Consider the following 26,817-nt stretch of genomic DNA (forward strand, 5'->3'; position numbering starts at 1 on the left):
AACGGGGATGCTTTTTTTCTTACGTTCAGTTCCGCATGGTTATTTTATCGAGATGTTCCCCGAGGAGGTTTTGAGCTTCACCTCAAACTCCCCGTCACCGGTGCGCCCTTCCGTCTTCCGGTTGCTCTCGTTCCTGTCCTGGATCGGAACGGCAATGGACCTCCGTCCGCTCCCGGACTGCAGCACCCATGTCGCATCAGGCGTCTCTTCATCGAGCTGAATGTTCACGTTTCCGCTAGTCGCCGATACATCCACATCGTTGTTCAAACGGGCGAACGCAAGGGAGATATTCCCGCTTTTACCCTTCACCTGAAGGCCGTGATTCTGCAAGCCGGTTCCCGTTACCTTGCCGGAAGAACCGTCAATTTCGACCTTCCCTGCATAGTCCGCGGGAATTTTCACGCGAAGCTGCGGCATCCGGCCGATATTCAACATCCGAGTGATATCGTTATCTAAAGAAATCTTCACCCGATTATCTTTTTGATCGACAACGGCTCCTGCGGAACTGCCGCTTCGGAGCAGCGAAACCTCCAATGCTTCCACATCCGCTGTCTCCACGAACAAGGTCGTGCTGCCATGGTCGATCTCCAATACTTCAACATCCTCCAGCGTTACGCGTTGGAGTTCCTCTTCTTCATCCCTTGAACCGCATGCGCTGAGCAAGAACATGCCGAGGATCCATAGGATTGCAGCTGGTGCATATCGTTTCATTGCTTTACCTCCACCCCTTTTCAACTTTGAAGTCATTGTACAGGATGACGCGGCGTCACTTTCAAGCGATTTTTCAAGTTTGGTAAACAACAGGAAAAAAGACACCGCCATGTGGCAGTGCCTCCTGCTAGGTCAAAGTAGGGACCCTATGGTTGTCCATCTTTTTTGTCGTACCACGATAAAGTTGGACGGGTTGGAGGGTATCCGTGCTGCTCCCTGAATTGCTTACGCACTTCGGTAAAGTCATGCCAGCTCTTCCCGCTCCCCGGATGATTGGCATGATGTACGATGCAGCGAAACGCATCCTCCACGCAAGGATCCACCCAGAAACCGCTGCTCGCTTCCATCCGGTCCGTTAAAGAGGCAGCGTCTTCATCCTTGATATCTTCCAATGCGTAATACCCCAACTGGACTACGCGTTCAGCCACTTTCGGTCCGATCGAAGGAACCGTCTGAAACTGTGCCAGTCCCCGGATATATTGGGCACGGCTATCCGAAACACCAAGCACGCCGGACAATAACTCGATATCCATTTGCGCAATATCGATAAGCTTCATTTTGTTTGACCGCAGCTTCGCCAGCTCCTCGCCGGTTAACGGCAGCTTCGGCGATTTTCTCGGTACATGCCGCTGCATCCTTCTCACCCCTGTTCTCACTTTTGCATACCTGACGTTTAATATAGATCGAACATATTTACTTCATAGCCTTGGGCTTTCAGGTAATTGAACATTTGCGCCCGATGATGCTGGGCATGCGTGACGATTTCAATCAGCCACTTGGCTTGGGTTGAACCGTGCTCCAAATAGAAGGGTCTCGTAGTCTTCTGCATAAATTCTTCATCTGTCAGCCCATTCATGTAGGATTTTACATCGGCAAGTCCCTTTGTCATCCAAGAGATCAGCTTGTCCTTGTCCGTGCCGTCAGCGGCGATGCTTGCCTCCTGTTCCCGGATCTCCGCTTCGCTCTTCTCTTGCAGAATCAACAGGTCCGTCGCAGGCACCGAAACCAGATGATGCACGAGTTCCTGCAGCGATCTCATATTGTGGGCAGGTCTGTAATCCCAATGCGCTTCTGTAATTTTGCCGATCAGATTCGAACTGGTACGAACGATAAGCTCCAGCTCCTCGAACAACAGCTGCTTCATTTCATGCAATTGACTCACGTTCCATCACTCCATTTATTAGTTATGTGGGGGCTCTGGGTTCTACGGCTAGTATAGCGTATAATAGTGACAACTATTGTCATAGTCATCCAACGATTCGGAGCTGATCCTATGTCCAAATCCAAACGTCTCATCGAGCTGATGATGACCGTTAACCGAATGCGAAAATTCACGGTCCGAGAACTGGCCGATCAATTCGGCGTGTCGTCCCGCACGATTTTGCGGGACCTGCAGGAGCTCAGCGAACTGGGAGTCCCCCTCTATTCCGAGGTAGGACCGCACGGCGGCTACCAGGTGCTGAAGGAACGGGTTCTTCCGCCGATCGCCTTCAGCGAGGAAGAAGCCGTCGCGATGTTTTTTGCCAGCCACGCCCTGCGTCACTATCTATTTCTTCCCTTTGAAGCCGAGTCCTCTACCGCACTTCAGAAATTTTATTATTACATGCCCGGGGATGTGCGCGACCGGATTGACCAGATGAAGAACCGCGTGGATTTTCTGACGCATACCAGACAGCAGAAGGCTGAATCTCTCGGGGCTCTGCTGGATGCCGCCGTCGACCAGCGGGTCGTTACGGTGTTATACGAGAGCAGGGACGGCTATGCCGCGCGAAGCATCCAGCCCGTGGGCATCTATGCAAGCAACGGCTTCTGGTATTGTCCCGCTTATTGTTTTCTGCGCGATGATTTCCGTCTGTTCCGCTGCGACCGCATGCAGTCCGTGGCTGAGGATGCAACCGGCATCGAGCCGCGGGATCACCGGCACATCCATCTGGGGAACTGGAGGGAATACGGGACGGAGAAATCGGTCTATGTCCGGATGGTCGTGGATTTGAGCCGGGAAGGCGTTCAGCGCTGCGAATCTGAGTTATGTCCTGTCCCCCATATCGCTATGCGGCCGGATGGAAGCGGACGGCTTGATCAGAACGTCCCTGCCAGCGAACTTTTGTATTTTGCTAAATTTTTTATCGGATTAGGGAATGAAGCCACCGTGAAGGCGCCGCAGGAGCTGGTGGTTCGCATCAAGGGGATGCTCGCGGAGATGATGGCGAAGTATGGTTAGAGGCAGCTGACTCTCCTTTGGGCTAAGAGTATGGATTATTTTATCGGAACCTTGCACCCGCGTACGTTTGACGAAAAGAACACGCCTTGCTACAATTTCATCAACAATTAGGAAAAGGATGAGGACGATGGTTCGTCGTTTGATCAGGTTTAAGAATGTAGCTACTGTATTCAGCTTCTAAGTAAAAATGATCTATTCTACTTAGAAGCGAGGAAATAGAATGAAACAACATCGATTTGAACACTGGTCCGAGATTAAGTATCTGAAGGATATCGTCACAAACCCGATGATAAGCGTAGGAGAATACTCATACTATTCCGGTTATTACGATCATCATGATTTTGAAGATGGCTGCGTTAGGTATCTATGGGGGGATGCAAAATCCAGAAGGTTGTTTAATCCCATTGAAGACTATGGTTGGCATATCGATAAATTGATTATCGGAAATTACGTATGCATCGCAAGCGGCGTCATTATTTTAATGGGTGGAAATCACAATCATCATCCTGAATGGGTAACCGTGTACCCGTTTGTCGATCAGATTGAAGCTTCTTTCGCGCCAAAAGGCGATACCGTCATCGAAAGCGATGCTTGGATTGGAATGAATGCCATGATTATGCCAGGTGTGACCATAGGCGAAGGCGCCATTGTTGCGGCTGGTTCGGTTGTTACTAGAGATGTCCCGCCCTACAGCATCGTAGGCGGTAACCCTGCCAAAGAGATAAAGAAACGCTTTGCGGACGAAGACATCGAAAAGTTAATGGAAATGCGATGGTACGATTGGGAACGCGAGCAAATTGAACGAGCCGCACATATCTTGTCCAGTTCTTCCGTCCATCGATTATATGACTATTATCAAAAAGAAATAAAACCCTGCGTTTAAATTTCTGATGCCTCCCTATAAATAGGAATGCAAATATCCCTTCTTGAATTCAAGAAGGGATATTTGTTGTCTTGGCCTCAAGCTTGTCGTTCATCGTTCAAAACTCATAACATCCTGTTTATGATTTCAACATCGATCGATCCGCACGGTAAACCGAACGCCCTCCCTTGACGGTCTCCACGATGAGAAGGCCCTCCTCGCGCTTCTCCAGAAGCACGAAGTCGGCCTGGGCCCCTCTCTTCAGCCCATAGCGTTCCCCTTGCCCCATGGCCTGGGCGGGCAGCACCGAAGCCATGTCCCAAGCTTCAGAAAACGTGCACAGTCCCGACCGAGCCAGCCGCCAAACCGCATCGGCAAGCATCATGGCCGAGCCGGCCAGCAGCTCGGGCTTGCGGGCGAGATGCAGTCGGCCTTCGGGAGTCAAGACGACATGACCGCCGATATGGGTCTCGTATTCGCCTGGCGGCATTCCGCTTAAGTAGACGGCATCGCTGACCAGCACCGCTTTGGATTGCTTGGCGCGGAGCATCACCTTGATGACCGAATCCGGCAGATGGTACCCGTCCGCGATCATGCCTGCCCACAGCTGATCTTGCGCAAGCTGCTCCCATATATAATTCGGATGCCGCGGCAGCGTCAGATGCGCGCCATTGCCCAGATGGGTGGACATCGTCGCTCCTGCTTCCACGGCTTCCCGGATTTGCTCGGGTGTAGCGGCGGTGTGCCCGATCGATACGATGATTCCCGATTCGACGCACGCCCGGATAAAACCCGCAGCTTCCGGCCACTCCGGCGATAGGGTGACGATCCGAATCCGGTTCCCCGATGCCGCCTGCCATCTCGTAAACAATGCCCAGTCCGGTGCCTTGATGTGCCGGGAATCATGGGCTCCCCTGGGCCCCTCCTCCGGAGAAAGAAAGGGGCCTTCCAAATGAATCCCGCCTATGGTTGAACCGACCGCTTCATCCTCCAGGCATGCCGCGTCGATAACCCTCAGCAGTTGTTCGACCTCTTCGTCTCCATTGGTAATGACGGTGGGGTAGAACAGGGTTAGACCCTTCTCCCATAACCGCCGGGTTGCCTGGATGACCGTATCCGTTGTAAGCGGCAGCGAATTGAAGTCATATCCGTAACCGCCGTTAATCTGAAGATCGATCAATCCGGGAGCAACCCATATTTCCTCATCCGCGCCGCGTGGAAGGACTCGCTCGATCCGGCCGTCCGGATTCCATGCCAGCTCCATTGGCTCGCCTGTTGCATAATGGCGGCCTGCCCGAACCCGATCGTGGCTATCCATTCCGAATTTCCCCGTACGACTCCAGGTCGACGTACAGCGTGCAATCCGGATGCCGCCGAAGAATGCTGGCAGGACAAGCCTCGCTTATCTCCCCTTGCAGCGTCCGCTGCACCGCTGCCCTCTTGCTTGCGCCCGGCACGACGCAGAACAGATGGGCACCCGACATTAACGCCGGAACGGTGAGCGTAAGCGCGTATGCCGGAACCTCCTCCAGGCTCGCAAAACAGCCGTCATTCACCTGCTGAAGGCGACAAGCCTCGTCCAGCTTGACCCGCTTCACCCATAAAGGGTCGGCAAAATCGGCAACAGGCGGATCGTTGAAGGCGATATGCCCGTTCTCGCCAATGCCCAGGACCACCATATCGATCGGCGCGGCGGCGACCAGTCGGCTGTATCTATCGCACTCAACTTCAGGATCATTCAAACCGTCGATCAGATGCACCTCTCCCGGAGATACCCGATCAAACAGCCGCCGGGATAAAAAGTTCCCGAACCGCTGCGGGGCCGACGGGGGGAGGCCGATGTATTCATCCATATGAAATGCAATTACCCGGCTCCAGTCCAGTCCTTCCGCTTGAACCAGCGCCGCCAGGCACTCATTCTGGGACGGGGCGGCCGCAAAGACGATGCGAATGCGCTCTTTCTCGGCCAGCAGGCGCTGCATGGTCTCGAGGATATCGGCGGCCGCCGCTTTCCCCATCGCTTCGCGCTGGTCATAAACGCGGACCTTCAGTTGATCTTGAGCTTTTTCAAGAACAGGCTTGATGTTTCCCTCAGTCCTCATAAAGTCACCTCCATCCCTTACAACGCCGGCATTCCGGTCAACAATTGAATTTCCTTGCGCTGCCTGGAAGCCTCGTAGGTACCGAGAATGATCTCCAGGGAATGCCGGCCGTCCTCCCCGGTGACGATAGGCTCGCGGCCTTCGCGAACGGCAAGCGCCATATCTTGAATTTGCAGGCGGTGGCCGTCAGGTATAACTTTGAACGCATCGAATTCAGGCAGCTGAACTTGTTCACCATCGATTTCAAAGGATACGATCGTATCTTCTTCCATGACAAGCACGCCCTTCTCTCCATGAATGACCAGCCGCTGCCCTTTGCCGTCGCAGGCCGTCGTCGTGATCTCCATGACCCCGAGCGCGCCGTTCGCAAATTCAAGGGCGGCGATAACGGTATCTTCGACTTCGATATTTCGCAGCACGGCTTTGGCCTTCGCCGACAGGGATGCTACGGGCCCAACGAGCCATTGGAGCATATCCACCGTGTGTATTCCCTGATTCATCATCGCCCCGCCGCCGTCCATCGCCCAGGTCCCGCGCCAGCCCGCACTGTCATAATAGGCTTGATCGCGGTAGAGCATGACATACGCCGAACATAAACTGAGCTTCCCGAGGCGTCCTTCTTGAATGACCTGGCGGGCATACCCGGCCTGCGGGGACATGCGCCTCGGAAAGACGGTGGCGAGCAGCACCCCGTTCTCCGCACATACCTTGATCATGCGCTCGATATCGTCAAGCTTGATCGCCATCGGCTTTTCCACCAGCACATGCTTGCCCGCCCGGGCAACCATCGCCGTTTGCTCTGCATGCATGCCGCTTGGCGTGCAAATGCAGACCACTTCCACATCCTCGCGCGCCAGCAGCTCCTCCAATGTGTCGCAGACATCTCCTCCATACGTTTCAGTCAGCTTGACCGCCGATTCCCGTTTCGTATCGAACACGGCGGCAAGCGCGGCTTCCTCCGTGTTCATGATGCCCTTGGCATGGATATCCGCAATAATTCCGCAGCCGATGATCCCGAATCGAACCGGCAGCTTTTCCTTCGTCATGTTCCCTAGCCCCCTCAATTCCCGTTCTGTTTGAATCGAAGCCCGTGCTTTCTTCTATTCCCTAATCAGGATCCGTGCTCCCTCATCGGCCATCACCGTAGCCTCCGAGGCTTTGTAAATATCGTCATGCGTGATCAGGCCCGCCTCTCCCGCCACCCGGTTCAGAAAATCCTGCGAGAGGGAGAACGCCGGAGCCGTTAAAGGCAAAGAACGCAGCTCCTGATCGGTGATTACAAGCGCTACCTCATCGCTGGACAGCAAGGGATCGCCTTCCAGCCGAATTTCGGCAATGCCGCGCGTCCCCGTAATGAATATCCGGCCGTCTCCCCAAGTCCAGCTGCCGGCGGGCGTGTGCCAGTCCGCGTATAGCTGTGCCGTGATCCCGCCAGCCATGAATACCTGCACGCCGGCCGCATCGTAAAAGGTCGGGTATTCAGGCAGAATATGCTTCGCCAGATAACCGGATGACGTCTCCACTTCCCGGCCGGTCAGCCACCTTAACAGGTCGAAGTCATGCACGAAAAGATCGTTGATGATGCCGCCGGACTGCCCTCTGTCAAAATGCCAGGCCGGACGGGTTTCCGGATTCAGCCGATGCGGCTTACGCATCGAGATATGGATGATGTCCCCCAATTCACCAGCTCGAATCATCCGATGGACGGTGTGTAGAGAAGGACGGAAACGTTCGGTCAGCATCATGCCTATCTCGATTCTTCCTCGATCCAACAAGCCGCGCAGCCGGATGAGTCCAGCCCGATCCGTTACGGCAGGCTTATCGATCATGACCGGCTTGCCGTGCAGCTCGCACAGCTCTATGACATCCATCTTCTCATCGTTGATGGCCGCGCAGCCGATGATTCCTACGCCTTCGTCTGCCAGCATCGACTCCCGATCCCCAGTCAGCTCCAGGCCGTACCGGTCGGCGAGGGTGCGGGCTAACGTCTGATTGTCCGGTTCGTACACTCCTGCACATTCGTAGCCCAGAGCCAGCATCTCCTCGATAAACATGCCGATGTGGGCATGCTGGCAGCCGATGATTCCAAATTTCCGTGCGTTCCCCGTCATCCGGTCGACACCTCCACAGCCTGCAGCCACTCCTTAATGACGAGCAGATCATAAGCGAGCCGTTCCTTCGGCGGATAGGGAGCTGCACATTCCAGCGTAAGCCAACCCGCGTACCTCTGTTCCCGTAATCCCCTAAGCAGCCCGCCGTGATCCACTTCTCCTTCGCCAAGGCGGCACTGCAGGAAGAACTCTTCCCCGTGACGGGTCAAATTCTTGAACGTTCCCGGGGCGCCTCCTTGCCCGATCCGTCGTTCATCCTTGATATGCACATGGAACAAACGGCTTCCTAGCTGCCTTACCGACTCTTCCCCAAATTCCGTGTCCGTGATGTACATATTTCCTGCATCATGAATCAGGCCAACCTGATCATCGCCAATCAAATCCAAGAGCCGCAGTGCGCTGTCCGTCGTCTCCACCAGGCTCTGGTTGTGAATCTCCAGGACGATCCGTTTTCCTGCAGCGCGGGCTTCCTCCGCGCATTTCCGAATCCAGAAAGCCGCCTTGGCATAATGATAATCCTCCGCCAGGAAGGCATTCGGGCCTCCCTGAAAGATCCGGATCATGCCGGCTTCAAGCATCACCGCGCGTTCAAGCAGGCCCATGAACTGATCATAGGCCCCGGCACATTCGGCATCCCCGCTTGTCGAGAAATGCCCCATGTAACCCGCCAATGCCGGAATCTCCAAACCGTGCCCATCCGCAAGTGCCTTCATTTCGCGAACCCGGGGAAGCGATGCCTCCGGGCTCAAATGCGGTTCGCGGCAGGCGATTTCGATGCCGTCAAAACCGAGTTCGGCCGTGATCGACATCGCTTCATGGATGCTGTAATCGATGAGTGATCCGCTGAATGCCGCTATTTTCATCTCGTCTTTCATCCTTTCGTCTGCATTTTCGCCTTCTCAAGCGCTGAATACGCCGTTATTTAATCCCGGCCATATTATGGTTCTGCACAAAATATTTCTCGGCGAACAGGAATACCAGCAGGATCGGAACGAGACTGACCAAGGCCGCCGCAATCATGAGCTGTTCATTGCCGGTCCACTGTCCGGACAAGGAGAGTATGCCGATAGGCAGCGTATACTTCTCGTTCGAGGTCAAATAAATGACAGGCGTCAGAATCTCGTTCCACTTGCCCATGAACGTAAAGATCGCCAGCGTCGCCAGCGTGGGCCTGGCCATCGGAATGAAGATCCGCAGATAAATCTGGAACGGATTGCAGCCCTCCATCTTGGCCGCTTCCTCATACTCTTTAGGTATATTCATAAAAGCTTGCCTCATGAGGAAAATGCCAAACGGTTGAGCCAGCCATTCGATGATCCACAGCGGCGTGAGCGTATCCAGCATGTTCAGTTTGTTAAAAATGATGAAATGCGGGATGATGATGACCACCGCCGGAATCATCATCGTCCCCAGCACCATCACGAACAGCGCGCCTTTCAGCGGAAAGCGCAGTCTCGCGAACGCATAGCCGACCATCGAGCAAGAGATTAGTGCGCCGATGACGGACAACGCGGCCACGAAGATGCTGTTTAGCGTGTAGCCGCCAATATTCCCAAGCTGGAACACCTGGGCGTAATTGGACCATTGGAATACTTCGGGAATCCAACGGGGCGGAACCGTTGTATATTCCCTGTAGGTTTTCAATGAATTCATAAGCGCCGACAGAAACGGCACGATCATGATGAGCGAGCTGATCCCGATCAGTACGTATCCGATACTTTTTCCCAGCAGTCTTCTTCTCATTTGAGGCTCCTCCTTCCCCCGATGCCGTTCCGCACTTGCAGTAGTTCCATCTTGAACGCCGGATCAGTCATAATGCACCCATTTCTTTTGAGCGCGAAGCTGGATGAGCGTCAGCAGGAACAGGATCATGAACAGCACCCAGGCAATGGCGGAAGCATAGCCCATCCTCATAAACGTGAACCCTTCGCGATATAAATACAGCATCATGACCAGGCTCGAGTTATTCGGGCCTCCCGCCGAGCTGATGTCGCCCCTGCCGGTCAGCACGTAGATCTGTTCGAATGCCTGGAAGGTAGAAATCGTGCTCATGATGACAACCAGGAAGGTCGTCGGCGAGATCAATGGAACCGTAATGTACCGGAATTTACGCAGGGCTCCTGCGCCGTCGATCTCCGCGGCTTCGTACAAATCCCCTGGAACGCTCTGAAGTCCCGCCAGATAAATGACCATGATATAACCGATCCCTTTCCAAACCGCAATGAAGACGAGCAGCGGGATGGCCAGCTTCGGGTCCTGCAGCCAGCCTTGCCCTTCCAGCCCCAGCTTGGCGAGCAGCGTATTGGCCAGGCCGAAGCGAGGATTGAATACGGCGTCGGCGACGTAGAGGATGACGGTCCATGAGGAGATCACCGGGATGAAGTGAGCCATCCGAAACCATTTAAGCCCTTTCAATCGCTGGTTTAACGCGACGGCCAGCACGAGCGCGAGAAAGGTCTGGAGCGGTACGAACAGAACCGCAAAATACAGGGTGTTCCACAGGGAACGCCAGAACATCGAATCCTCGGCCATGCGCCGAAAATTATCCAATCCGCTCCACTCGGGCGGATTCAGCATATCGTAATCGGAAAAGCTGAAGTACAGGGATGCGGCGAGGGGACCCGCCACAAAAATGATAAAGTGGAGAAGATAAGGGGAGGCCATGAGCAGCCCCCATCTCCCCTCATGATCCCATTTCCGTTTTCGGGCGGGCTTTCCATGCGGCATCGGATCGGCTTTGAGTGCTGCATTGTCGTTTAGCGTATTGTCCATTTCACTCCCGCCTTTCTTCCACCCTTGATTTATTTTTTATAAAAATCATCGAGGACCGCCTGAACGGCTGCGTCCGCTTCGCTTAACGCCTGATCGACGGTTGCATCGCCCAGGAAGGCTCGCTCCGCATGTTCGTTGAATTTGCCCACCCATTCTTCCCATACCGCGTTGTTGTCGAGCGTTTGGGCGAACTCCAGACTGTCCAGGAAGGCCTGGCGGTTAGCCGGCTGCTCTCCCGCCTTGAGGAACACTTCGGATTCCGCTACGGATTTTTTCACGGGCACGGCTTCGCCAAGCTCCGTCCACTGCTTCTGCACATCGTCTTCCGTAGCCCAGTATTTAATCCACTCCCAGGCAGCTTGCGCCTTCTCGTCGCTCGACTTCTGGTTAATCACCCATGAATTGGCGATGACCGGGGACACCCGCTTGCCGTCAGGTCCCTTCGGCAGCAGCGTCACGTCGTAATTCAGGCCGGCTTCATTCGCTGCCTGCACCCGGGCATAAATGCCGATCCGCATGGCGGCCGATCCGCTTGGGAACACGGCGGTATTGCTCTGGAAGCTCTTCAGGTCGACCGGATCCGTAATAATGCCGCGCTGCATGCCGTCGACCATCCATTCGAACGCCTGCTTGTTCTCCGGGGAATTGATGATCGAGTTCTCCGCCTTCTCGTCAAGGGCACCGCCGCCGTAGGATTTCATCACGGAGAACCAGCCCTCGGTAATGCTGAAGAAGGTAAGCCCGAACTGATTCACGCTGGCTGCGTCAAATCCGCTGTCCTCGGCTGTTTTTCCGCCGGCGTCCACCGTCAGCTTGGCTGCCGACGCTTTCAGGTCTTCCCAGGTCCATTCGTCCGTAGGATACGCTACGCCTGCTTTATCGAACAAATCCTTGTTGTAAAACAGCACGCCGACCTGAATGCCCTGCGGCACGCCCCAATAGCGTCCGTCCGCGTCCTTGTTGAAATCGAGGCCGTAGTACTCGTCGGCTTTCAGATCCTTGGCAATCCAATCGGTCAGATCCTTGGCGGCACCGCGCTGGGCATATTTCATGACGTAGACGCCGTCGGACAGCCATACGTCCGGCGCCTGGCCGGCCGCGATCTGCGTATCCAGCTTCTGATAGAACTGCCCGTAAGGGGCGCTCTGCGTCTTCACCGTAATGTTCGGATGCTTTTCCTCGAACTGCTCGATCAGCTCCTTCATCTTCGCATCGGAGCTGTCGCTCGAATAATATCCGAGCAGGATTTCTACCTTCTTATCTTCCTCGCCGCCTCCGGTGCCGGGAGATGCGGTGCCGGTCTTACCATCGCTGGCATTGCCGCATCCGCTTACAATGATGGATATCAGCAATAAGGCCGTTACCCAGCTGTAGAACCCTTTTCTCTTTTTCACTAATCGTCGCCCCCCTATTAATGTTGAAATGGATTAATGAGATTGTAGTTGATAACGACCGTCAGCGCCCATGTACTTTCTTATCCCACTTGTGATTTCTTGCCGCGGCATCATGGTTTTTTATTTACAACTTGTGTTTTTTTGCTACAATGTTCCTTACATTCCCTACTTCAAAGCCAGGAAGGCGGAAGAGCGATGAACATCCAAGGCGTTTCCATCGGTAATCTGACCATTAACCAACGATTGTTCGTGCTGATCATCCTATTCATTGGCCTCCCTTTCTTTCTGCTCGGCAGCTTCTGGTACCAGTCGTCCACCGAAGCGATTGAACAGTTTGCCGCAGGCGCCAACAAGCGTATCATCGAGCAAACCAACGTCTCGCTGGATTCTTACATATCCAATCTGGAGAATTCCACCTATCCCTTTATCCATAACCCGCAGATCCAGCAATTTCTCTCGACCACGGAGCTCACTCCCTATGCCTATTTTCAGCTTGCCAAAAAAGTGGAGGACGACTTGTTCGCCCAGATGATCTACGGGAGATCGGATATCATCGGGATCTCGCTCGTCGCCGAGAACAAGCGGCAAATTACCGATTACGAAAGCGCGCCGGGACTGCTCGATATGAGCGAAATCCGCAAACGCAACCGCTCCTTTCAAGCGCAGCTGGACCAATACAACGATTTTCAGATCATCGGCCTCAGCCGGGTAGGAAACACGCCTTCCCTCACCGTCGCCCGGAAGCTCTATGACAATTCATCCTTTCTCTATAAAGGCTTATTGATCGTCGACCTCAATCTGAAGCAGATTGGCGCCATCTGCTCCAACGATTCGCTGGGCGGCTTTGACGTCTGGATTATGGGCGGCGACGGGCATATGATCTACCATCCGAATCCGAAACAGATCGGGGCCGAAGTCGAGCCCGGGCTGTTATCGCGTATTCAGAACCGGGACTCCTCCTTCTTCCGGCATCAAGACGCGGTATCGGGCACCGAGAAGATGGTCCTCCATGAACGATCGCAGATCACCGGCTGGACGGTTGTCGCCGATCTGCCGCTGAACAATCTCATCGGCGATTTAATCACCCAGCGGAACTACTCGCTTGCGGCCGCGTCGATGCTCTTGATCATCGCATTGGCGCTTGTTGGCGGTTTTTCCTTGTCCTTGACAAGGCCGCTCTCCATGCTGCAGAAGTTGATGGCCCGCGTCGAACGGGGCGATTTCGTTCTTCCCACCCATATGAACCGGTTCCGCAACAATGAAATGACGGCCGTGTTTCAAAGCTTCTACAGCATGACGGGAGAGCTGAAGCGATTGATCCGGGAGGTGCAGGATTCCCAGCTGAAGGAGCGGGAGCTCATGATCAAGCAGAAGGAATCCGAGCTCCGCTCCATGCAGTCCCATATCAACCCGCACTTTTTGTACAATTCGCTGGAGATTATTAATTCATATGCCATCGCGGACGATCATATGGAAATCAGTCGCATGACGCGGGCGCTGGCCCATATGTTCCGCTACAATATCGGCCATGCCGGATCCGTTGTGCCGCTCCGGGAGGAAATGACGCATGTCCAGTATTATCTGGATCTTCAAAGCGCCCGCTTCCGCAAGCTGCGGATCGATATGGACGTGAACGAACGGGATCTGGATCGCGTGAACGCCGTCAGGCTGACGCTGCAGCCGATCGTGGAGAATGTGTTCATCCACGGATACAGGGGCAAGAAGCCTTCCTACCTCGGGATAAGCTCACGCGCGGAGGCGGGTTATTATGCGATCGTGATCCGGGACAAAGGGGTGGGCATGACGGCGCAAACGCTGCGGCAGATCAGGCGAATTCTGAATTCCGGCAAGAAGCCGGAAGCTGGCGTCCTGCGAAACGACGGGGACGAAACCACCAGCGGCATCGGCCTCTTGAACGTCCATCAAAGGCTCCAGCTTACCTTCGGGGACGAGTATGGACTGTACCTTGTGGAATCCGTGCCCTCGGAAGGCACGATATTTGAAATCAGACTGCCATATAGGACTAGCGAGGAGGGACATTATGTACCGGATCATGATGATTGATGACGAATACGCCATTCATTTGAGTTTGCGAAAGCTTGTCGAGAGGTCGGGGCTTCGGATTGAGGTTGCCGGCGAAGCCGAAGACGGGGTTGAAGCCTTAGAAATGCTAGAGAACAGCCGGCCGGACATCATCGTGACCGATATTTGCATGCCTGAAATGGATGGGCTGGAATTTATCCGCCGTGTCCGGGAATCCCATGCACAGATGCATTTCATTATCCTGTCGGGCCACGACAACTTCGAATTCGCGCGTCAGGCCATGCGTTATGGCGTATCGGATTTCCTGCTGAAGCCCATCGACCCGGCCCAGTTCCATGCAACGCTGGAACGTGCCTGCAGGGAGCTGGACGAGCGGAAAGCGCGATTCTCCCAGCAGACGAAATGGACGCTTGCGCAGCAGCGCCATAAAGCCAGGCTCGCCGAGCTGCTGTGGTCTGCCGAGGAGCGGGAGGCCTTGGAACAAACCCATGAGATCATGGCCCTTTTTGAGACGATGGGACCGAAAGAGGTCAGCCTGTCACGGTACGCCCATATGCTGATATCGGAACTGCTGTCTGCGCTTGAAGAACGCGGGTTGATGCTGAACATGGACACCGGCGAGGAGCAGTGGGCGCAGGATGATCCCCTTGCCTGCCGCCGCCAAACAGAGGATAAGGTCAAGGAAATGCTGGCATTGATTAAAGGCTCCAGAAATCTGGGATCCCGCCATAATATCCAAAAAGCCCAACGATTCATTGAAGAAAACTATGCGATGGAGGATTTGTCCTTGCAGGAGGTAGCCGATTCGGTGGGGATGTCGGTGACGTATTTAAGCCGTACCTTCAAAAACGAAACCAATATGAACTTCGTGAAATACCTGGTGCAGGTTCGCATGGAAAAAGCGAGGGAATTGCTTGCGGAGTCGGAGCTTTCCGCTCAGGAAGCAGCCTACCGCGTCGGCTTCTCGGACTATGTCCATTTCAGCAAGACGTTCAAAAAATTTCATGGCCTCACCCCTTCGGCGTACCGAAAGCAATGCAAGGCCATGAAAGGGGAATGGGACAGGCAGGAGTTTAATTAGCTTGTTCTCCTGTTCTCCCGTTCTTCCACTCCTTCGCTCTGGCAAGAAGCTTCTCCATGAACGCATTCTTCTCATCGGAGTATCGAAGCAGGGTCCGGGCTCCTTGCGAAACGATCCTTTGTTTGATCTCGCTGTATCGCTCGGCTTCCATGGCATGAGCCCGGAGGTAATCCCGAATTATGATGTTATGGTTCCAGATGTCGCCACGGTACGACACGATATGAACGTTATAGGCGAGCTCTCCTCTTTTGCGGAGGTAAATGCGGCCGATGATCCCGGATTCGCCCAAGTTCTCGTAACCTATGGCGGCCAGTTTGGGAAGGATTTCATCCGTATGCCGGGCGGTCTCCACGCCCACCAGTATATCGACGATGGGTTTGGCCGTCATGCCCGGTACGGACGTGCTTCCGAAATGTTCGATCGCAGCCATATAAGGACCGATCTCCCCGATCAAGAGCCGATGTTCGTCGTTAAACCGATCCGCCCACTGCTTGTCATAGGGCTCCAAGTGGATGGCTTCGTCAATGGTCATGAAGGAACCTCCTTCGAATGGGTACGTGCGTGCTGGTGAAGCTCCTCAAGCCAAAAGTAGCGGGCTCGTAAAAGGGCGTAGGGTGCAGCTTCAGGCCACGCTCACGCACTCACTGTATGACTTCATCATGCCCTATATGGTTTTAATCGACAAAAGCCAGTGTGCTATGGTTTATGGTCAAGCATGCCTTAATATCGACTTTCCACGACGGCAGGTGCTAGAACCTGCCGCGCATACCTTCCGGCCTCCGCCCGAAGTGTTTCATCGCTTACCCGTTCTACGTTATAGGTCACGAAGGCAGGCAGATAATGGGCCTTGCACCGCTTCAACGTGGCTTGAATCGGCCGCAGCAGCTCACTTGCGGTGTACCAATTGTCCCCGCCTGCCTGATACCCTTGCTCCAATCCTGCCGCCGTCGTGGCCAGCATGAATTCCTTGCCCTTCAGATTGTTGCCTTCCGGCCCGAACGCCCAACCGAAGGTCAGCACGTCATCCATCCATTTCTTCAGCAGAGGCGGGCAGCTGTACCAGTAAAACGGGAATTGGAACACCACCCGATCGTATTGAAGAAGGAGCTGCTGCTCGCGCTCGATATCGATAGTCCAATCCGGGTACTCCTTGTAAAGATCCCGGACATCTACATTTCCATTCGCATACAGCCCGTCGTGCTCCATCAGCATCCGATTCGCACGCGAGTTGTCTAAATTCGGATGAGCCACAATCACCATGGTTTTCATACTCAGGTCTCTCCTGTCTCATTTGATTTGTTTGACACCCCCATTATGTTTCGGATCGGTTTCGTTGAAAAGTACGCTCTTTTTCTGTACTTAGTCCGCTCTGGCGTACCTAATCATCCCATGCATAGTACGATAAAACGTACTAAGTACGAATAAGAATAGTACTGGGTTTAAACCGAATCCTGTGCTACATTACTATCATCCAAGAAACAAGATCGATCACACACTTCCAAGCGGGAGATGAGAATATGAGAACAAACGATCAACGGCCTAACACCGACGGCATCCTGACCACGCTGCAATTAATCGGAGGCAAGTGGAAACCGCTGATTCTGTTCATTCTGCTGCAGGACGGAACCAAACGGTTCGGGGAGCTTCGGCGTCTGCTTCCGGGCGTGACCCAAGGCATGCTGACAAATCAGCTTCGTGAACTGGAACAGGATGGGCTGGTCGTACGCAAGGTATATCAGGAGATCCCGCCCAAGGTGGAGTATTCCGTCTCGGAGCACGGGAAGAGCTTGGACAGCGTACTCACCGACATGTGCACCTGGGGATTTCAGCATCAGGAATATGTCAACAAGGTCAACGAACAGTCTGATGAGAGCCCAGGAAAAAATGCAGGCGGACTGTAACGAAAATAGCAAGCCGGAACAAGGGGCCGGGGATTGCTCGAAATTTCGATCTCTTCGCATTCTTCAAGCCGTTCCTCTTGGGATCGGCTTCACCGGCTGCTCCTCTGCGTTTCATCATAAAACTCCGTTTTAACCCGCAAATACTCCCTTACCTTTTTTCGTGTATCGAAAAAACATTTCAAAGCGCTCTCTGCTTATCTTCACCTGTCACATGTCTGAATGAATAAGGGGCAAGCGGGTGGACCGCAGCTTGAAAATGAATCACGGAAATTCACTTCCACGTATTGCTTTTTTATGTCGATACGATATATATTTATATCGAATCGACATATCGTTGGAGGCGGTCTGTATGTATGAAATTTTTGTTCTGGGCGAATTAATGACCGGAGACAAACACGGTTACATGCTTCAAGAGATTCTTAAAAATGCAGGCGGGCCTTACCGCCAGATCAGTTCCGGAACGTTGTATCCCCTGCTCTCCCGGATGGTGGATCACGAGTGGATCCATCTCAGTCTGGACGGGTCCGGCGGAGGCAAACGCCCCCGAAAAATCTACGGGATTACCGATTCCGGCCGGCGGAAGTTTTTCGAGCTCATGGAGAAACCACTGGAATACAACATGGATACGGAGCAGATGTTCCATTTCAAAATGGTCTATTTCCGGTATGTTCCGAAAAGGGTTCGACTCGACTGCCTGCAGCAGTATTTGATTTATCTGGAGACCAACCTGAAGCATGTGACGGATTTTGAAGCGGAGATCGCGTTCTATAAACCCGAACCTGAGAAACAGCGATTACAATTGCTGAGGGTGCTGGATCACCGAAAGCAGATGGGGAAAACGAATATCGAGTGGATCAAGAAAGAAATAGCGGCTGTTAAGTCCGAAGAGGACTAGCGTTCAAGCGTTGTCGCATTTGATATCAAGGAGGGGATTACTGGATGGAACGTTTATGGACGAAGCCGTTTATTCAGATGACGGTCGGAATGTTGTTTCTGTTTACGGGCTTCTATCTGCTGCTGCCCACGCTTCCGCTGTATATCAAGCATCTGGGCGGCTCCGAGACCCAGGTGGGCTTGGCGGCCGGCGCGTTTACGCTGACGGCGGTGGTCTTTCGCCCGATGGTCGGGGGATTGGTGGACCGGTACGGCAGAAGAGCTTTTTACGTTTGGGGTCTTATCTTCTTTGTTCTTTCGATGTACCTCTACGATTGGGTCGGCAGCATTCTGCTTCTGCTTGCGCTGCGGATCCTGCACGGCGCGAGCTGGGCTTTCTCGACAACCTCCATCGGGACGGTCATCACGGATTTAATCCCGATCTCCCGCCGCGGGGAAGGCATGGGCTGGTACGGTATGGCGATGACGGTAGCGATGGCCATCGGCCCGATGCTGGGCACTTATATCGTGAGCGGGTATTCGTTTCGGACGTTGTTTCTGGTCGCTACCGGGCTCTCCCTGATTGCCTTCATACTGGCCTACATGACCAGAGCCCCTTATCAAGCCAAGCCTTCGGCAGGGCGAATTCAACTGGTCGAGAAATCCGTTCTCCCTGTCACGGCCGCCATCTTTTTCCTGGCGGTTGCCTACGGTGGAATTACGACCTTTCTCCCACTGTTTGCCGAGTCCATCCGGGTCAATCCGGGAACCTTTTTCCTGGTGTACGCCGTCGCTCTTACCTTGATCAGGCCCTTTGCCGGGAAGCTGTCGGACCGTTTCGGCGAAGCGGCCGTCATCATTCCGTCCCTTGTCATAACGGCCGGTGCCCTCATCGTCTTAAGCCAATCGAGCGGATTGCCCGGACTGATTACCGCCGCCATTCTGTACGGCATCGGTTTCGGTTCAGCCCAGCCCGCCCTTCAAGCAGCCACCCTGCGCATTGCGCCCGAGAACCGGAGAGGCGCAGCCAACGCCTCGTTCATGACGGCGTTCGATCTCGGCATCGGACTTGGCGCTATCCTGTTGGGCCTGGTCTCCGAGCGCATCGGCTATGCCTATCTGTTTACGGTTACGGCAGTGTCTGTTGTCGTATCCTTGGTCATATTCGCGGTCTTTGTAAGAAGACTGCTTACGTCTGTCGCTGCAGAGAAGGAGTGAAGGCTCCCCGTTCTCAAGCAGACACGCTCGCGGACTTGGACCGCCGCGTCGTATTGGAGCGTTCTGTCGCAGTGGAGCACTCTGCCTGACCGAAGCCGTTCTGCCGGGTTGACCGGACTGCCGTCCCTCTAAACCCGCCAGCCTCGGAAATCCGAACTTCCGCCCCCTCCGGCTTGGTAACCTCCGAGTCCGCTTCCGAATAGGCTAACGTATCTGATGTTAGATTGGAGCGATGGTACGCATGGCGCAATATGTACCGCCGGTGAGCATCCATACTCTCACGCATACGGCACCTGGTCTCGTGATTCATTATCCGCAGGTATACGGCCTCATGGATCCTGGAGCAGAAGAAGCCATCAACCGGGCCATTATTCTTCATATCCAGGATATGCAGCGTGAACAGCAGCAGGTTCAGACCGGCACCAACCCGCAAACGACGGGCACCTTTGAGATTAAAACGAACGAGCGCGGCATTCTTAGCCTTGTGTTGACCAACTACACCTACTCCGAGCATATGGCGCACGGGTATACGGTGACAAAAGGACTGACCTTCTCCACGGCCACCGGACAATCCTATGCCTTATCCGATCTGTTCCGGCCAGGCTCCGGCTATCAAGCCGTCTTAGCCGCCGAAGTGAACCGTCAGATCAAGGAACGCGGCATTCCCGTGCTGGAGAACGTTCCGGTTACCGTTTCGCCGAATCAAGACTTCTATCTGGCCGATAAGTCGCTGGTCATCTTCTATCCGCTGTATGCCATCACGCCATACTATGTCGGCTTTCCGATGTTCCCCATATCGGTATACGACCTCTTGGGCGTGGCGCCCGAGAACGGATTGTTATCGGATCTTGCCGCGGACGTGGCGTAGTAAGCAGCAGCGCATTCAGGCGATATGCAGCAAAAAAACAAACCCGATTCCCTGGCGCCTTACGCCAAAGCATCGGGTTTGTTAGTTATCATCGCATGAGTTTTACCTACTACGGTTTACACCATGATTTTGCAAATATCGTTCGTGAATTCCACCGGATCGGCAATCGGCAGGCCTTCGATCAGCAGCGCCTGATTGTACAGCAGATTCGTGTAGAGCTTCAGCTTATCCTGATCCCCCTGCAGCGCCTTAAGGGACTGGAACACCTCATGGTTCGTGTTGATCTCCAGCACCTTGTCGGCTTGGATATCCTGCCCGTTCGGCATCGCCTTCAGGATTTTCTCCATCTCGATCGAGACTTCGCCTTCCGTGGACAGGCACACCGGATGGGATTTCAGTCGTTTGGAGGCTTTGACGGACTTCACTTTGCCGGCCAAGAGGCTGCCCATGGCTTCAAAGAGCTCCTTGTTGTCGCTCTCCTCGGCTTCATTCTCCTGTTTGTCGGCCTCGGAATCGATGCCGAGATCCCCGCTGGATACCGATTTGAATTCCTTCTCCTTGTATTTCATGAGCATCTTAATCGCAAACTCGTCGACATCGTCCGTAAAGTACAGGATTTCATAGCCTTTGTCCAGCACCATTTCGGTCTGCGGGAGCTTCTCGATCCGGTCGATGGAGTCGCCGGAAGCATAATAGATATACTTCTGATCCTCTGGCATTCTGGACACGTACTCATCCAGCGAAACCAGCTTCTTCTCCTTGGAGGACGTGAACAGCAGCAGGTCCTGAAGATCTTCCTTGTTCATGCCGTAATCGTTGTAAACGCCGAATTTCAGGCCTCGGCCGAAGGATGCGAAGAATTTCTCGTAATTCTCCCGCTCGTCCTTCATCATGCCCTGCAGCGCGCTTTTCACTTTGTTCTTGATGTTCTTCGCGATCAGCGTCAGCTGGCGGTCATGCTGCAGCATCTCGCGGGAAATGTTCAGCGACAGATCCTCCGAATCGACCATCCCTTTCACGAAGCTGAAGTAGTCCGGCAGGAGGTCTCCGCATTTGTCCATGATCAGAACGCCGTTGGAATAGAGCTCAAGCCCTTTTTCGTATTCCTTGGTGTAATAATCGAACGGCGTATTCTCGGGAATGAACAGAATCGCGTTATATACCACGGCACCATCCGCTTTGACGTGAATATGTTTGAGCGGTTTATCGAAACCGTAACGCTTCTCGTTATAGAAGTTGACGTAATCTTCGTCCGTCAGCTCGCCTTTGTTCTTGCGCCAGATCGGCACCATGCTGTTGATGGTCTGCTCTTCCTGAACTTCCTCGAACTCGTTCTCGGCATCTGCCTTCGGACGCTGCGTTTTCACGTCCATTTTGATCGGATAACGGATAAAATCGGAGTACTTCTTAATGATCGCTCTTAGGCGGTATTCTTCCAAATACTCGTCATACTGATCGTCTTCCGTATTCTCCTTGATCTTCAGCACGATCTCGGTTCCGACGGAATCCTTCTCGGCAGGCGTAATGGTATACCCGTCCGCGCCTTCGGATTCCCATTTATATGCCTCATCGCTGCCCAGGGCACGGCTCGTCACGGTAACGACGTCGGCCACCATGAAGGCGGAGTAGAAGCCCACGCCGAATTGGCCGATGATATTGTGTCCGTCCTTCGCTTCATTCTCGCTCTTGAATGCAAGGGAACCGCTCTTCGCGATGACGCCGAGGTTGTTCTCAAGGTCTTCCTTGGTCATCCCGATCCCGGTGTCGGCAATGGTCAGCGTGCGGTTGGCTTTATCCGCGGTAATCTTAACGTAGTAATCCTCTTTATTAAAGGTCAGGCTGTCGTCGGTCAGCGCTTTATAATAAATCTTGTCGATTGCGTCGCTGGCATTCGAAATCAGCTCGCGCAGGAATATCTCGCGCTGCGTATAGATGGAGTTGATCATCATCTCGAGCAGCCGTTTGGATTCAGCTTTAAACTGTTTTTTCGCCATGAAAAAATCTCCTTTCCAATCTGAACGAGGTTTCTTTTAGCACTCTTTACAATAGAGTGCTAACACTTCTTCTATTTAAACATGTACCAATTTTTGATGTCAATATGTTTGGAGACTTTCATGACTCAAACGCGGCAGCAACCTTTGATCGGCGATGCAGATGATTTCGGATGAATCTCTGGAGAACGGGCAGCAAGCGCCGAAAGGGCCGTCTAAAAAGGAATCCCCTTTTTAGACAGCCCTCCACATTCATGACTCGATGCTGCTATTTAATCTCTTGGATAAAACAGGACGAATCCACCATACGTAATACAAACCGCATAAGAGCAGCACGCCGGCGGTGGCCAGAAAGGGAAGCCGGTAATCCTGCCGGGCCAGGATCAGTCCGGCGACAAAGGTTGCCCCGGACGAACCTAAACTCCGGAATACCGACCGCATGCCGGCGTACAGGTTTCGTTCCTTCTCATTGAAAGCCGACATCAGCAGACTGTCCAGCAGATTGGACAGCATGGTCACGCCGCCGCCCCGCAACAGAAACAGCCCGACGAACAGCCATACGGGGAGAATCATGTACAGCGCGGCAAACAGCAAAATATTGACGATAAATACCGAGATAATGGCCGTGTTATAACCGAACCGCTCCATGACGTACGGCGTCATCAATGAGCATATAAACAGCAGGATCGCGCCGATGGCCAGAATCAGGGATACCTGGTCGTCCATCCAATCCAGGCGGAACTTCACGATGACGTTCAGGAAGGAGCCCGTCATGGCGATACAGCCGCCGAGCAGCGCGGTAAACACGGCGAACAGCCATAAGGTCCCGGACGATAGAGGTCCCATTAACCTGGACCATCCTCTTGAAGGCGAAGCTGCCGCCGCTGCCTCTTCCAAAGCCTTGTGCTCGGCAGGCAGCCAGAATGCCCGGATGACGCCGTGAAGCACAAGCACCAGCCCGGTCAGCAGAAGCGACACTTCATAACCCCTGCTTCCTTCGAGCCCCTTCGAGATATATCCGGCCGCGAGCGTTCCGAGTCCCGTAAAAGCCGTAAAGACGGCAAACATCAGGGAGAATGCACGGGCTTCCTCTTTACGGGACCGGCAATAATGGAAGAGAAGCTGGATCTCCGTTGTCTCCACCAGCGTCAACCCGGCAGACACCATGACTTGAGCGGCATAGAACCACAGCAAATCATCGCTGATGGCAAACAGCACATTGCCTGCGGCGATAAAGAATACGCCGGTAACCAGCAGTTTTTTTCTTCCTGCCCGGTTGGCGAGCAGGGATACCGGAATGGCGAGCACGCCCATAATCAGAATGCCCATCGACACCAACGCGCCGATCTCGTCTTCCCTTAGCCCCCGGAAGAGCAGATGCAGATTCAGGACGAGTGTATAGAGGCCGATGCCGATGCCGTAGAAGGCCTCGCTTATCAGGAACCGGCGCACCCCCGTAGACAGCTGCAGCAGGTCTTTGATGTAAAAGGACATGTTATTCCCCTTCTCCAGAAAATCCGGTAACGATATGAGATGAACATCACCGGGTTACTCGTATAATCCCGCTTCCGAGCGCATCCGCCGGCTCAACCGTACAGGATCGGTATCCTCGGCAGCGTAAGGCTTCAGCAGCATGCGGAACGAGAACGGCTCCGGCTTGATCGAGTGCTCGGGAGCCTGTGCCGGACCGCAGCTGTTGCTGCCAAGCCCGTTCTGCCGGTAATCCAGATTCAGCGTAATGAAACGCTGCGGAACCAGATCGCTGGCATGCGCGGCAGACTCCACGTCCTGATCGGTGTAGCGGCTCGCACTGAAATTAAGGGAGGGGTCGCCTACGGCAAGAAGCCCCAACCCCGCACCATCCGCCAGCGAGACCCAGCGGACATCCGAGCGGTTCCCGTTTTCCTGCGGATAGATATAGGGCGTAAACAATTTATCCACGGTGCTGCGGTATTCCCCGAACCGTCCCGCTTCCAGGCTGTCCGGGTAGCTTTCCCCAGGTCCTCTGCCGTACCACCGGACATGTTCCATGTCGCCCGCGACTTGCATTTGCAATCCGATTTTGGGCAGCATGCCGGGCGGCGTGCCGATCGGCTCACCCTTCACGTCCATGATGATCAGGCCGCTGGAAGTGATCGTATAGGTCGTTTCGCAGCGGAAGCCCCAGTCGTATACCGGCGGAGCGATGCGGGAAACCCGCTTTACCTCAACGCATTCCCGGTCCAATCGCTTCCATTCGAAATGATCGACCCGCTCGGAGAGCCGGTCCAGATGGGCCTTGCGCCAATCCGGAAGCACGTACATGTCGTTATCGATCGGCGGACGCCAGAAATTCAGCGCCGGTCCGCCAAGTGCAATTCTTTTGCCATGCATGGACAAGGTTTCGAAGCCGGCATGAAGGGCGCTGAGGGACAGCTGAAAGCTTCCATTCCCGACGTGAAGGCCATGCTTCTCCTCGCTAATCTGCAAAGCTCCCCGCCGTAAGGCAGCCGTCGGCTCGAATTCGGGCTTCGACGATTCCCGCAGCAGAAGCTGGGACCATGCCACTTCATGTCCCCGTTCCGCCCAGCGGCAGTCCGCGGCCAGCGAGAGGGATACCTCCAGCCACAGCTCGGCGTACGGATTCACGCCTATTGTCGCTTGCTCCAAGGCCTTCAGGAGGCTTAGCTCCGCGCTTGTGCCTGCTTCGATGCGGGGAAGCTGCAGGACTCCGCTATGGACAAGCTGTCCATCGGACAGCACCCGGTAATGGGCCTGCAGATGATCCAGCGAAATGAAATCATAGCGGTTCATGATATGAAGCACACCGTGTCTTCGCATCGACATGCGGACAGGCTCAATGACCTTTTTGTATTCCAGAAGTCCGGGTGAAGGCGTCCGGTCCGGACGGACCAAACCATCGATGACGAAATTGCTGTTGTTCGGCACATCGCCGTAATCGCCGCCGTACGCATAATCCATCCGGCCGTCCGGGGTCCTTCTGCTCAGCCCGTGATCGATCCATTCCCATACGAAACCGCCCGCCAGGCGGGGATGCGCTTCAAAGGCATCGAAGTAGGGACGCAAGCCTCCGGGGCCGTTGCCCATCGCGTGCGCGAATTCGCACAGAATATGCGGTTTGGGATGATCGGCCATTTTGCCGAAGCCCTCCATCTTCTCGACGGAGGAATACATCGTGCTCACCACGTCGCACACCTCGGCTTCGCGGTCCTCCTCGTAATGGATCAGTCTCGTCGGATCATGCTCCCGGCACCACTCCGCCATCGCGCGGAAATTGCAGCCGAAGCCGGATTCGTTGCCGAGGGACCAGAACAGCACGGACGGATGGTTCTTATCCCGCTCCACCATCCGACGGACGCGGTCCACGTACGCTTCCTTCCAATCCGGATCGTCGCTCAGGCGGGAAATGTTGCCGAGCGGCTCAAAGCCGTGGGTCTCCAGATCCGTCTCTTCCATCACGTACAGCCCGTACACGTCGCACAGCTCGTAGAACCGGGGATCATTCGGGTAATGAGCGGTCCGTACGGCATTGATGTTGTGCTGTTTCATCAACCGGATGTCCTCCAACATCGTGGACAGGGTGACGGTTCGGCCCGTATCCGGATGATGGTCATGGCGGTTGACGCCTTTCAGCAGGATTGCCTTGCCATTTACCAGTAGCTGTCCGTCCTTCACTTCGATGGAGCGGAAGCCGACGCGCTGCGCCACCGTCTCCAGCGTCTCCCCCTGATTATCCCGCAGGGTGATCACCAGGTGGTACAGCGCCGGTGACTCGGCACTCCATAAATCCGGGCCCGCCACCTCGATCTCAAAATTCTCCACGGAAGAGTGCCCGACGTCTTTGCCGGTTGACCCCGCTTCCGCTCCGGCGCCATTCAACAGCTGCAACTGGACGAAGCCGCGCTCCGTACCTTCCAGCTCCAATTGCACCTGCAGCTTCGCGTTTCGATACTCCGCATCCAGCTCGGTCGTTACGCGGAAGTCGTTGACGCGAAGAGCCGATGGCTCCGCGATCAGGTATACGTCCCGGAAAATGCCGCTCATCCACCACATGTCCTGGTCTTCCAGGTAGCTTCCATCGGACCATTGGTATACCCGGACGGACATCTTGTTAACGCCGGGCTTCACATAAGGGGTCAGATCGAACTCCGAAGTCAGCCGGCTCCCCTGGCTGTAGCCGATAAACGACCCGTTCAGCCACACATGGAACGCGCTGTCCACCCCGTCGAATTTGACGCAAATTTTTCTGCCGTCCCAATGCAGCGGAAGCTCGAACTCGCGGACATAGCTCCCGGTCGGATTCGCATTTGGCACATGCGGCGGGTCCACGGGGAACGGATAGTACAGGTCCGTGTAATGCGGATGCCCGTAGCCCTGCAGCTGCCAGTGTCCCGGAACCGGGAGGTCATCCCAGGCCGATACATCGTAATCCTCCTCATAAAATGCTTCCGGAGCGCTCTCCGGCTCCTCGGCATAGTGGAATTTCCACACCCCGTTCAGCGATTGGTACCAGGCCGAGCTGCCTCTGTCATAACTGAGCGCTCCGTCCGCATCCGCGAACGGAATGAAATAGGCCCGGCTTTTTGCCCGATTTCGTTCCAGCACGCTCAGGTCATCCCAGTCGCGGCCGATACGATGGTCTTTCATCATGTCTCTCCATCCTTTCCCA

25 protein-coding genes are annotated in these 26,817 nt (G+C 54.5%); 8 read left to right on the forward strand and 17 right to left on the reverse strand.

Annotation, left to right across the window (positions count from 1 at the left end; genetic code table 11):
• Positions 1 to 39: 39 nt before the first annotated feature.
• From RB298_RS32810 to RB298_RS32820, 3 genes are all read right to left on the reverse strand, one after another.
• Complete coding sequence (locus RB298_RS32810; protein WP_486050472.1) at positions 40 to 711, reverse strand: DUF4097 family beta strand repeat-containing protein; 672 nt, start codon at positions 709 to 711, stop codon at positions 40 to 42.
• A gap of 146 nt (positions 712 to 857) precedes the next feature.
• The gene (locus RB298_RS32815) at positions 858 to 1,346 is read right to left on the reverse strand and encodes a helix-hairpin-helix domain-containing protein (RefSeq protein ID WP_192569507.1); all 489 of its coding nucleotides are present in this window, start codon (positions 1,344 to 1,346) and stop codon (positions 858 to 860) included.
• A 38-nt stretch (positions 1,347 to 1,384) separates the two neighbouring features.
• A complete protein-coding gene (locus RB298_RS32820) occupies positions 1,385 to 1,873 on the reverse strand; it encodes a DinB family protein (RefSeq protein WP_486050474.1) in 489 nt (162 codons plus the stop codon).
• 111 nt (positions 1,874 to 1,984) lie between these two features.
• Here RB298_RS32820 and RB298_RS32825 point away from each other — a divergent pair, with 111 nt between their 5' ends.
• Positions 1,985 to 2,932 (forward strand): helix-turn-helix transcriptional regulator, encoded by a 948-nt coding sequence (locus tag RB298_RS32825; protein ID WP_096775171.1) that lies wholly within the window; start codon positions 1,985 to 1,987, stop codon positions 2,930 to 2,932.
• 220 nt (positions 2,933 to 3,152) lie between these two features.
• Positions 3,153 to 3,815, forward strand: a complete 663-nt coding sequence (locus tag RB298_RS32830) for a CatB-related O-acetyltransferase (RefSeq protein ID WP_096775170.1) — start codon at positions 3,153 to 3,155, stop codon at positions 3,813 to 3,815.
• Positions 3,816 to 3,933: 118 nt separating this feature from the next.
• On the opposite strand, the gene RB298_RS32835 is transcribed toward RB298_RS32830, so the two are convergent.
• The 8 genes from RB298_RS32835 to RB298_RS32870 all read right to left on the reverse strand — a co-directional run bounded on the left by RB298_RS32835 (position 3,934) and on the right by RB298_RS32870 (position 12,173).
• Positions 3,934 to 5,112 (reverse strand): N-acetylglucosamine-6-phosphate deacetylase, encoded by a 1,179-nt coding sequence (locus RB298_RS32835; protein WP_486050477.1) that lies wholly within the window; start codon positions 5,110 to 5,112, stop codon positions 3,934 to 3,936.
• Positions 5,105 to 5,896, reverse strand: coding sequence for a glucosamine-6-phosphate deaminase (locus RB298_RS32840; protein ID WP_486050479.1), 792 nt, complete (start codon positions 5,894 to 5,896; stop codon positions 5,105 to 5,107). The genes RB298_RS32835 and RB298_RS32840 overlap by 8 nt, the downstream gene beginning before the upstream one ends.
• A 17-nt stretch (positions 5,897 to 5,913) precedes the next feature.
• On the reverse strand, positions 5,914 to 6,942 hold the full coding sequence (locus RB298_RS32845) for a Gfo/Idh/MocA family protein (RefSeq protein ID WP_486050481.1): 1,029 nt from the start codon (positions 6,940 to 6,942) through the stop codon (positions 5,914 to 5,916).
• 54 nt (positions 6,943 to 6,996) lie between these two features.
• Positions 6,997 to 8,007 carry a Gfo/Idh/MocA family protein gene (locus RB298_RS32850; protein ID WP_096775166.1) on the reverse strand — a complete coding sequence of 337 codons (1,011 nt, stop codon included), beginning with the start codon at positions 8,005 to 8,007 and terminating at the stop codon, positions 6,997 to 6,999.
• Positions 8,004 to 8,870: a sugar phosphate isomerase/epimerase family protein gene (locus tag RB298_RS32855; protein ID WP_213580422.1), complete on the reverse strand. Its 867-nt coding sequence runs from the start codon at positions 8,868 to 8,870 to the stop codon at positions 8,004 to 8,006. Before RB298_RS32855 ends, RB298_RS32850 begins: the two co-directional genes overlap by 4 nt.
• Before the next feature lie 55 nt (positions 8,871 to 8,925).
• Positions 8,926 to 9,750, reverse strand: coding sequence for a carbohydrate ABC transporter permease (locus RB298_RS32860; protein ID WP_009594969.1), 825 nt, complete (start codon positions 9,748 to 9,750; stop codon positions 8,926 to 8,928).
• A gap of 63 nt (positions 9,751 to 9,813) precedes the next feature.
• A complete protein-coding gene (locus RB298_RS32865; RefSeq protein ID WP_012819332.1) occupies positions 9,814 to 10,779 on the reverse strand; it encodes a carbohydrate ABC transporter permease in 966 nt (321 codons plus the stop codon).
• A 29-nt stretch (positions 10,780 to 10,808) separates the two neighbouring features.
• Positions 10,809 to 12,173, reverse strand: a complete 1,365-nt coding sequence (locus RB298_RS32870; RefSeq protein WP_090910726.1) for an ABC transporter substrate-binding protein — start codon at positions 12,171 to 12,173, stop codon at positions 10,809 to 10,811.
• A gap of 195 nt (positions 12,174 to 12,368) precedes the next feature.
• On the opposite strand from RB298_RS32870, the gene RB298_RS32875 reads away from it, so the two are divergent.
• The gene (locus RB298_RS32875) at positions 12,369 to 14,237 is read left to right on the forward strand and encodes a sensor histidine kinase (RefSeq protein WP_213580421.1); all 1,869 of its coding nucleotides are present in this window, start codon (positions 12,369 to 12,371) and stop codon (positions 14,235 to 14,237) included.
• Complete coding sequence (locus RB298_RS32880; protein ID WP_486050485.1) at positions 14,215 to 15,297, forward strand: response regulator; 1,083 nt, start codon at positions 14,215 to 14,217, stop codon at positions 15,295 to 15,297. The genes RB298_RS32875 and RB298_RS32880 overlap by 23 nt, the downstream gene beginning before the upstream one ends.
• Here RB298_RS32880 and RB298_RS32885 read toward each other — a convergent pair.
• Positions 15,290 to 15,829 carry a GrpB family protein gene (locus RB298_RS32885; protein ID WP_375120743.1) on the reverse strand — a complete coding sequence of 180 codons (540 nt, stop codon included), beginning with the start codon at positions 15,827 to 15,829 and terminating at the stop codon, positions 15,290 to 15,292. The genes RB298_RS32880 and RB298_RS32885 overlap by 8 nt on opposite strands.
• Positions 15,830 to 16,017: 188 nt before the next feature.
• A complete protein-coding gene (locus tag RB298_RS32890) occupies positions 16,018 to 16,566 on the reverse strand; it encodes an NAD(P)H-dependent oxidoreductase (RefSeq protein WP_096775159.1) in 549 nt (182 codons plus the stop codon).
• Positions 16,567 to 16,814: 248 nt separating this feature from the next.
• Here RB298_RS32890 and RB298_RS32895 point away from each other — a divergent pair, with 248 nt between their 5' ends.
• The 3 genes from RB298_RS32895 to RB298_RS32905 all read left to right on the forward strand — a co-directional run bounded on the left by RB298_RS32895 (position 16,815) and on the right by RB298_RS32905 (position 19,289).
• Positions 16,815 to 17,198, forward strand: coding sequence for a winged helix-turn-helix transcriptional regulator (locus RB298_RS32895; protein WP_012819326.1), 384 nt, complete (start codon positions 16,815 to 16,817; stop codon positions 17,196 to 17,198).
• A 349-nt stretch (positions 17,199 to 17,547) separates the two neighbouring features.
• Positions 17,548 to 18,093 (forward strand): PadR family transcriptional regulator, encoded by a 546-nt coding sequence (locus tag RB298_RS32900; RefSeq protein ID WP_486050488.1) that lies wholly within the window; start codon positions 17,548 to 17,550, stop codon positions 18,091 to 18,093.
• Positions 18,094 to 18,137: 44 nt separating this feature from the next.
• A complete protein-coding gene (locus tag RB298_RS32905) occupies positions 18,138 to 19,289 on the forward strand; it encodes an MFS transporter (protein ID WP_145038865.1) in 1,152 nt (383 codons plus the stop codon).
• Between the two features lie 13 nt (positions 19,290 to 19,302).
• On the opposite strand, the gene RB298_RS32910 is transcribed toward RB298_RS32905, so the two are convergent.
• On the reverse strand, positions 19,303 to 19,539 hold the full coding sequence (locus tag RB298_RS32910; RefSeq protein WP_486050490.1) for a hypothetical protein: 237 nt from the start codon (positions 19,537 to 19,539) through the stop codon (positions 19,303 to 19,305).
• Between RB298_RS32910 and RB298_RS32915 the strand changes: the two genes are divergently transcribed.
• On the forward strand, positions 19,531 to 20,157 hold the full coding sequence (locus RB298_RS32915) for a DUF3298 and DUF4163 domain-containing protein (protein ID WP_486050492.1): 627 nt from the start codon (positions 19,531 to 19,533) through the stop codon (positions 20,155 to 20,157). The genes RB298_RS32910 and RB298_RS32915 overlap by 9 nt on opposite strands.
• A gap of 116 nt (positions 20,158 to 20,273) precedes the next feature.
• Here the strand turns inward: RB298_RS32915 and htpG are convergent, their stop codons facing one another.
• From htpG to RB298_RS32930, 3 genes are all read right to left on the reverse strand, one after another.
• Positions 20,274 to 22,151, reverse strand: a complete 1,878-nt coding sequence (gene htpG / locus RB298_RS32920; protein WP_096775155.1) for a molecular chaperone HtpG — start codon at positions 22,149 to 22,151, stop codon at positions 20,274 to 20,276.
• Between the two features lie 249 nt (positions 22,152 to 22,400).
• The gene (locus tag RB298_RS32925; protein WP_486050494.1) at positions 22,401 to 23,642 is read right to left on the reverse strand and encodes an MFS transporter; all 1,242 of its coding nucleotides are present in this window, start codon (positions 23,640 to 23,642) and stop codon (positions 22,401 to 22,403) included.
• A 54-nt stretch (positions 23,643 to 23,696) separates the two neighbouring features.
• Positions 23,697 to 26,795, reverse strand: coding sequence for a glycoside hydrolase family 2 TIM barrel-domain containing protein (locus RB298_RS32930; protein ID WP_486050592.1), 3,099 nt, complete (start codon positions 26,793 to 26,795; stop codon positions 23,697 to 23,699).
• Between the last annotated feature and the right edge of the window lie 22 nt (positions 26,796 to 26,817).

It is taken from the genome of Priestia sp. BR_2, assembly GCF_041954005.1.
GTDB classification, from domain to species: Bacteria; Bacillota; Bacilli; order Paenibacillales; family Paenibacillaceae; genus Paenibacillus_AQ; species Paenibacillus_AQ lautus_A.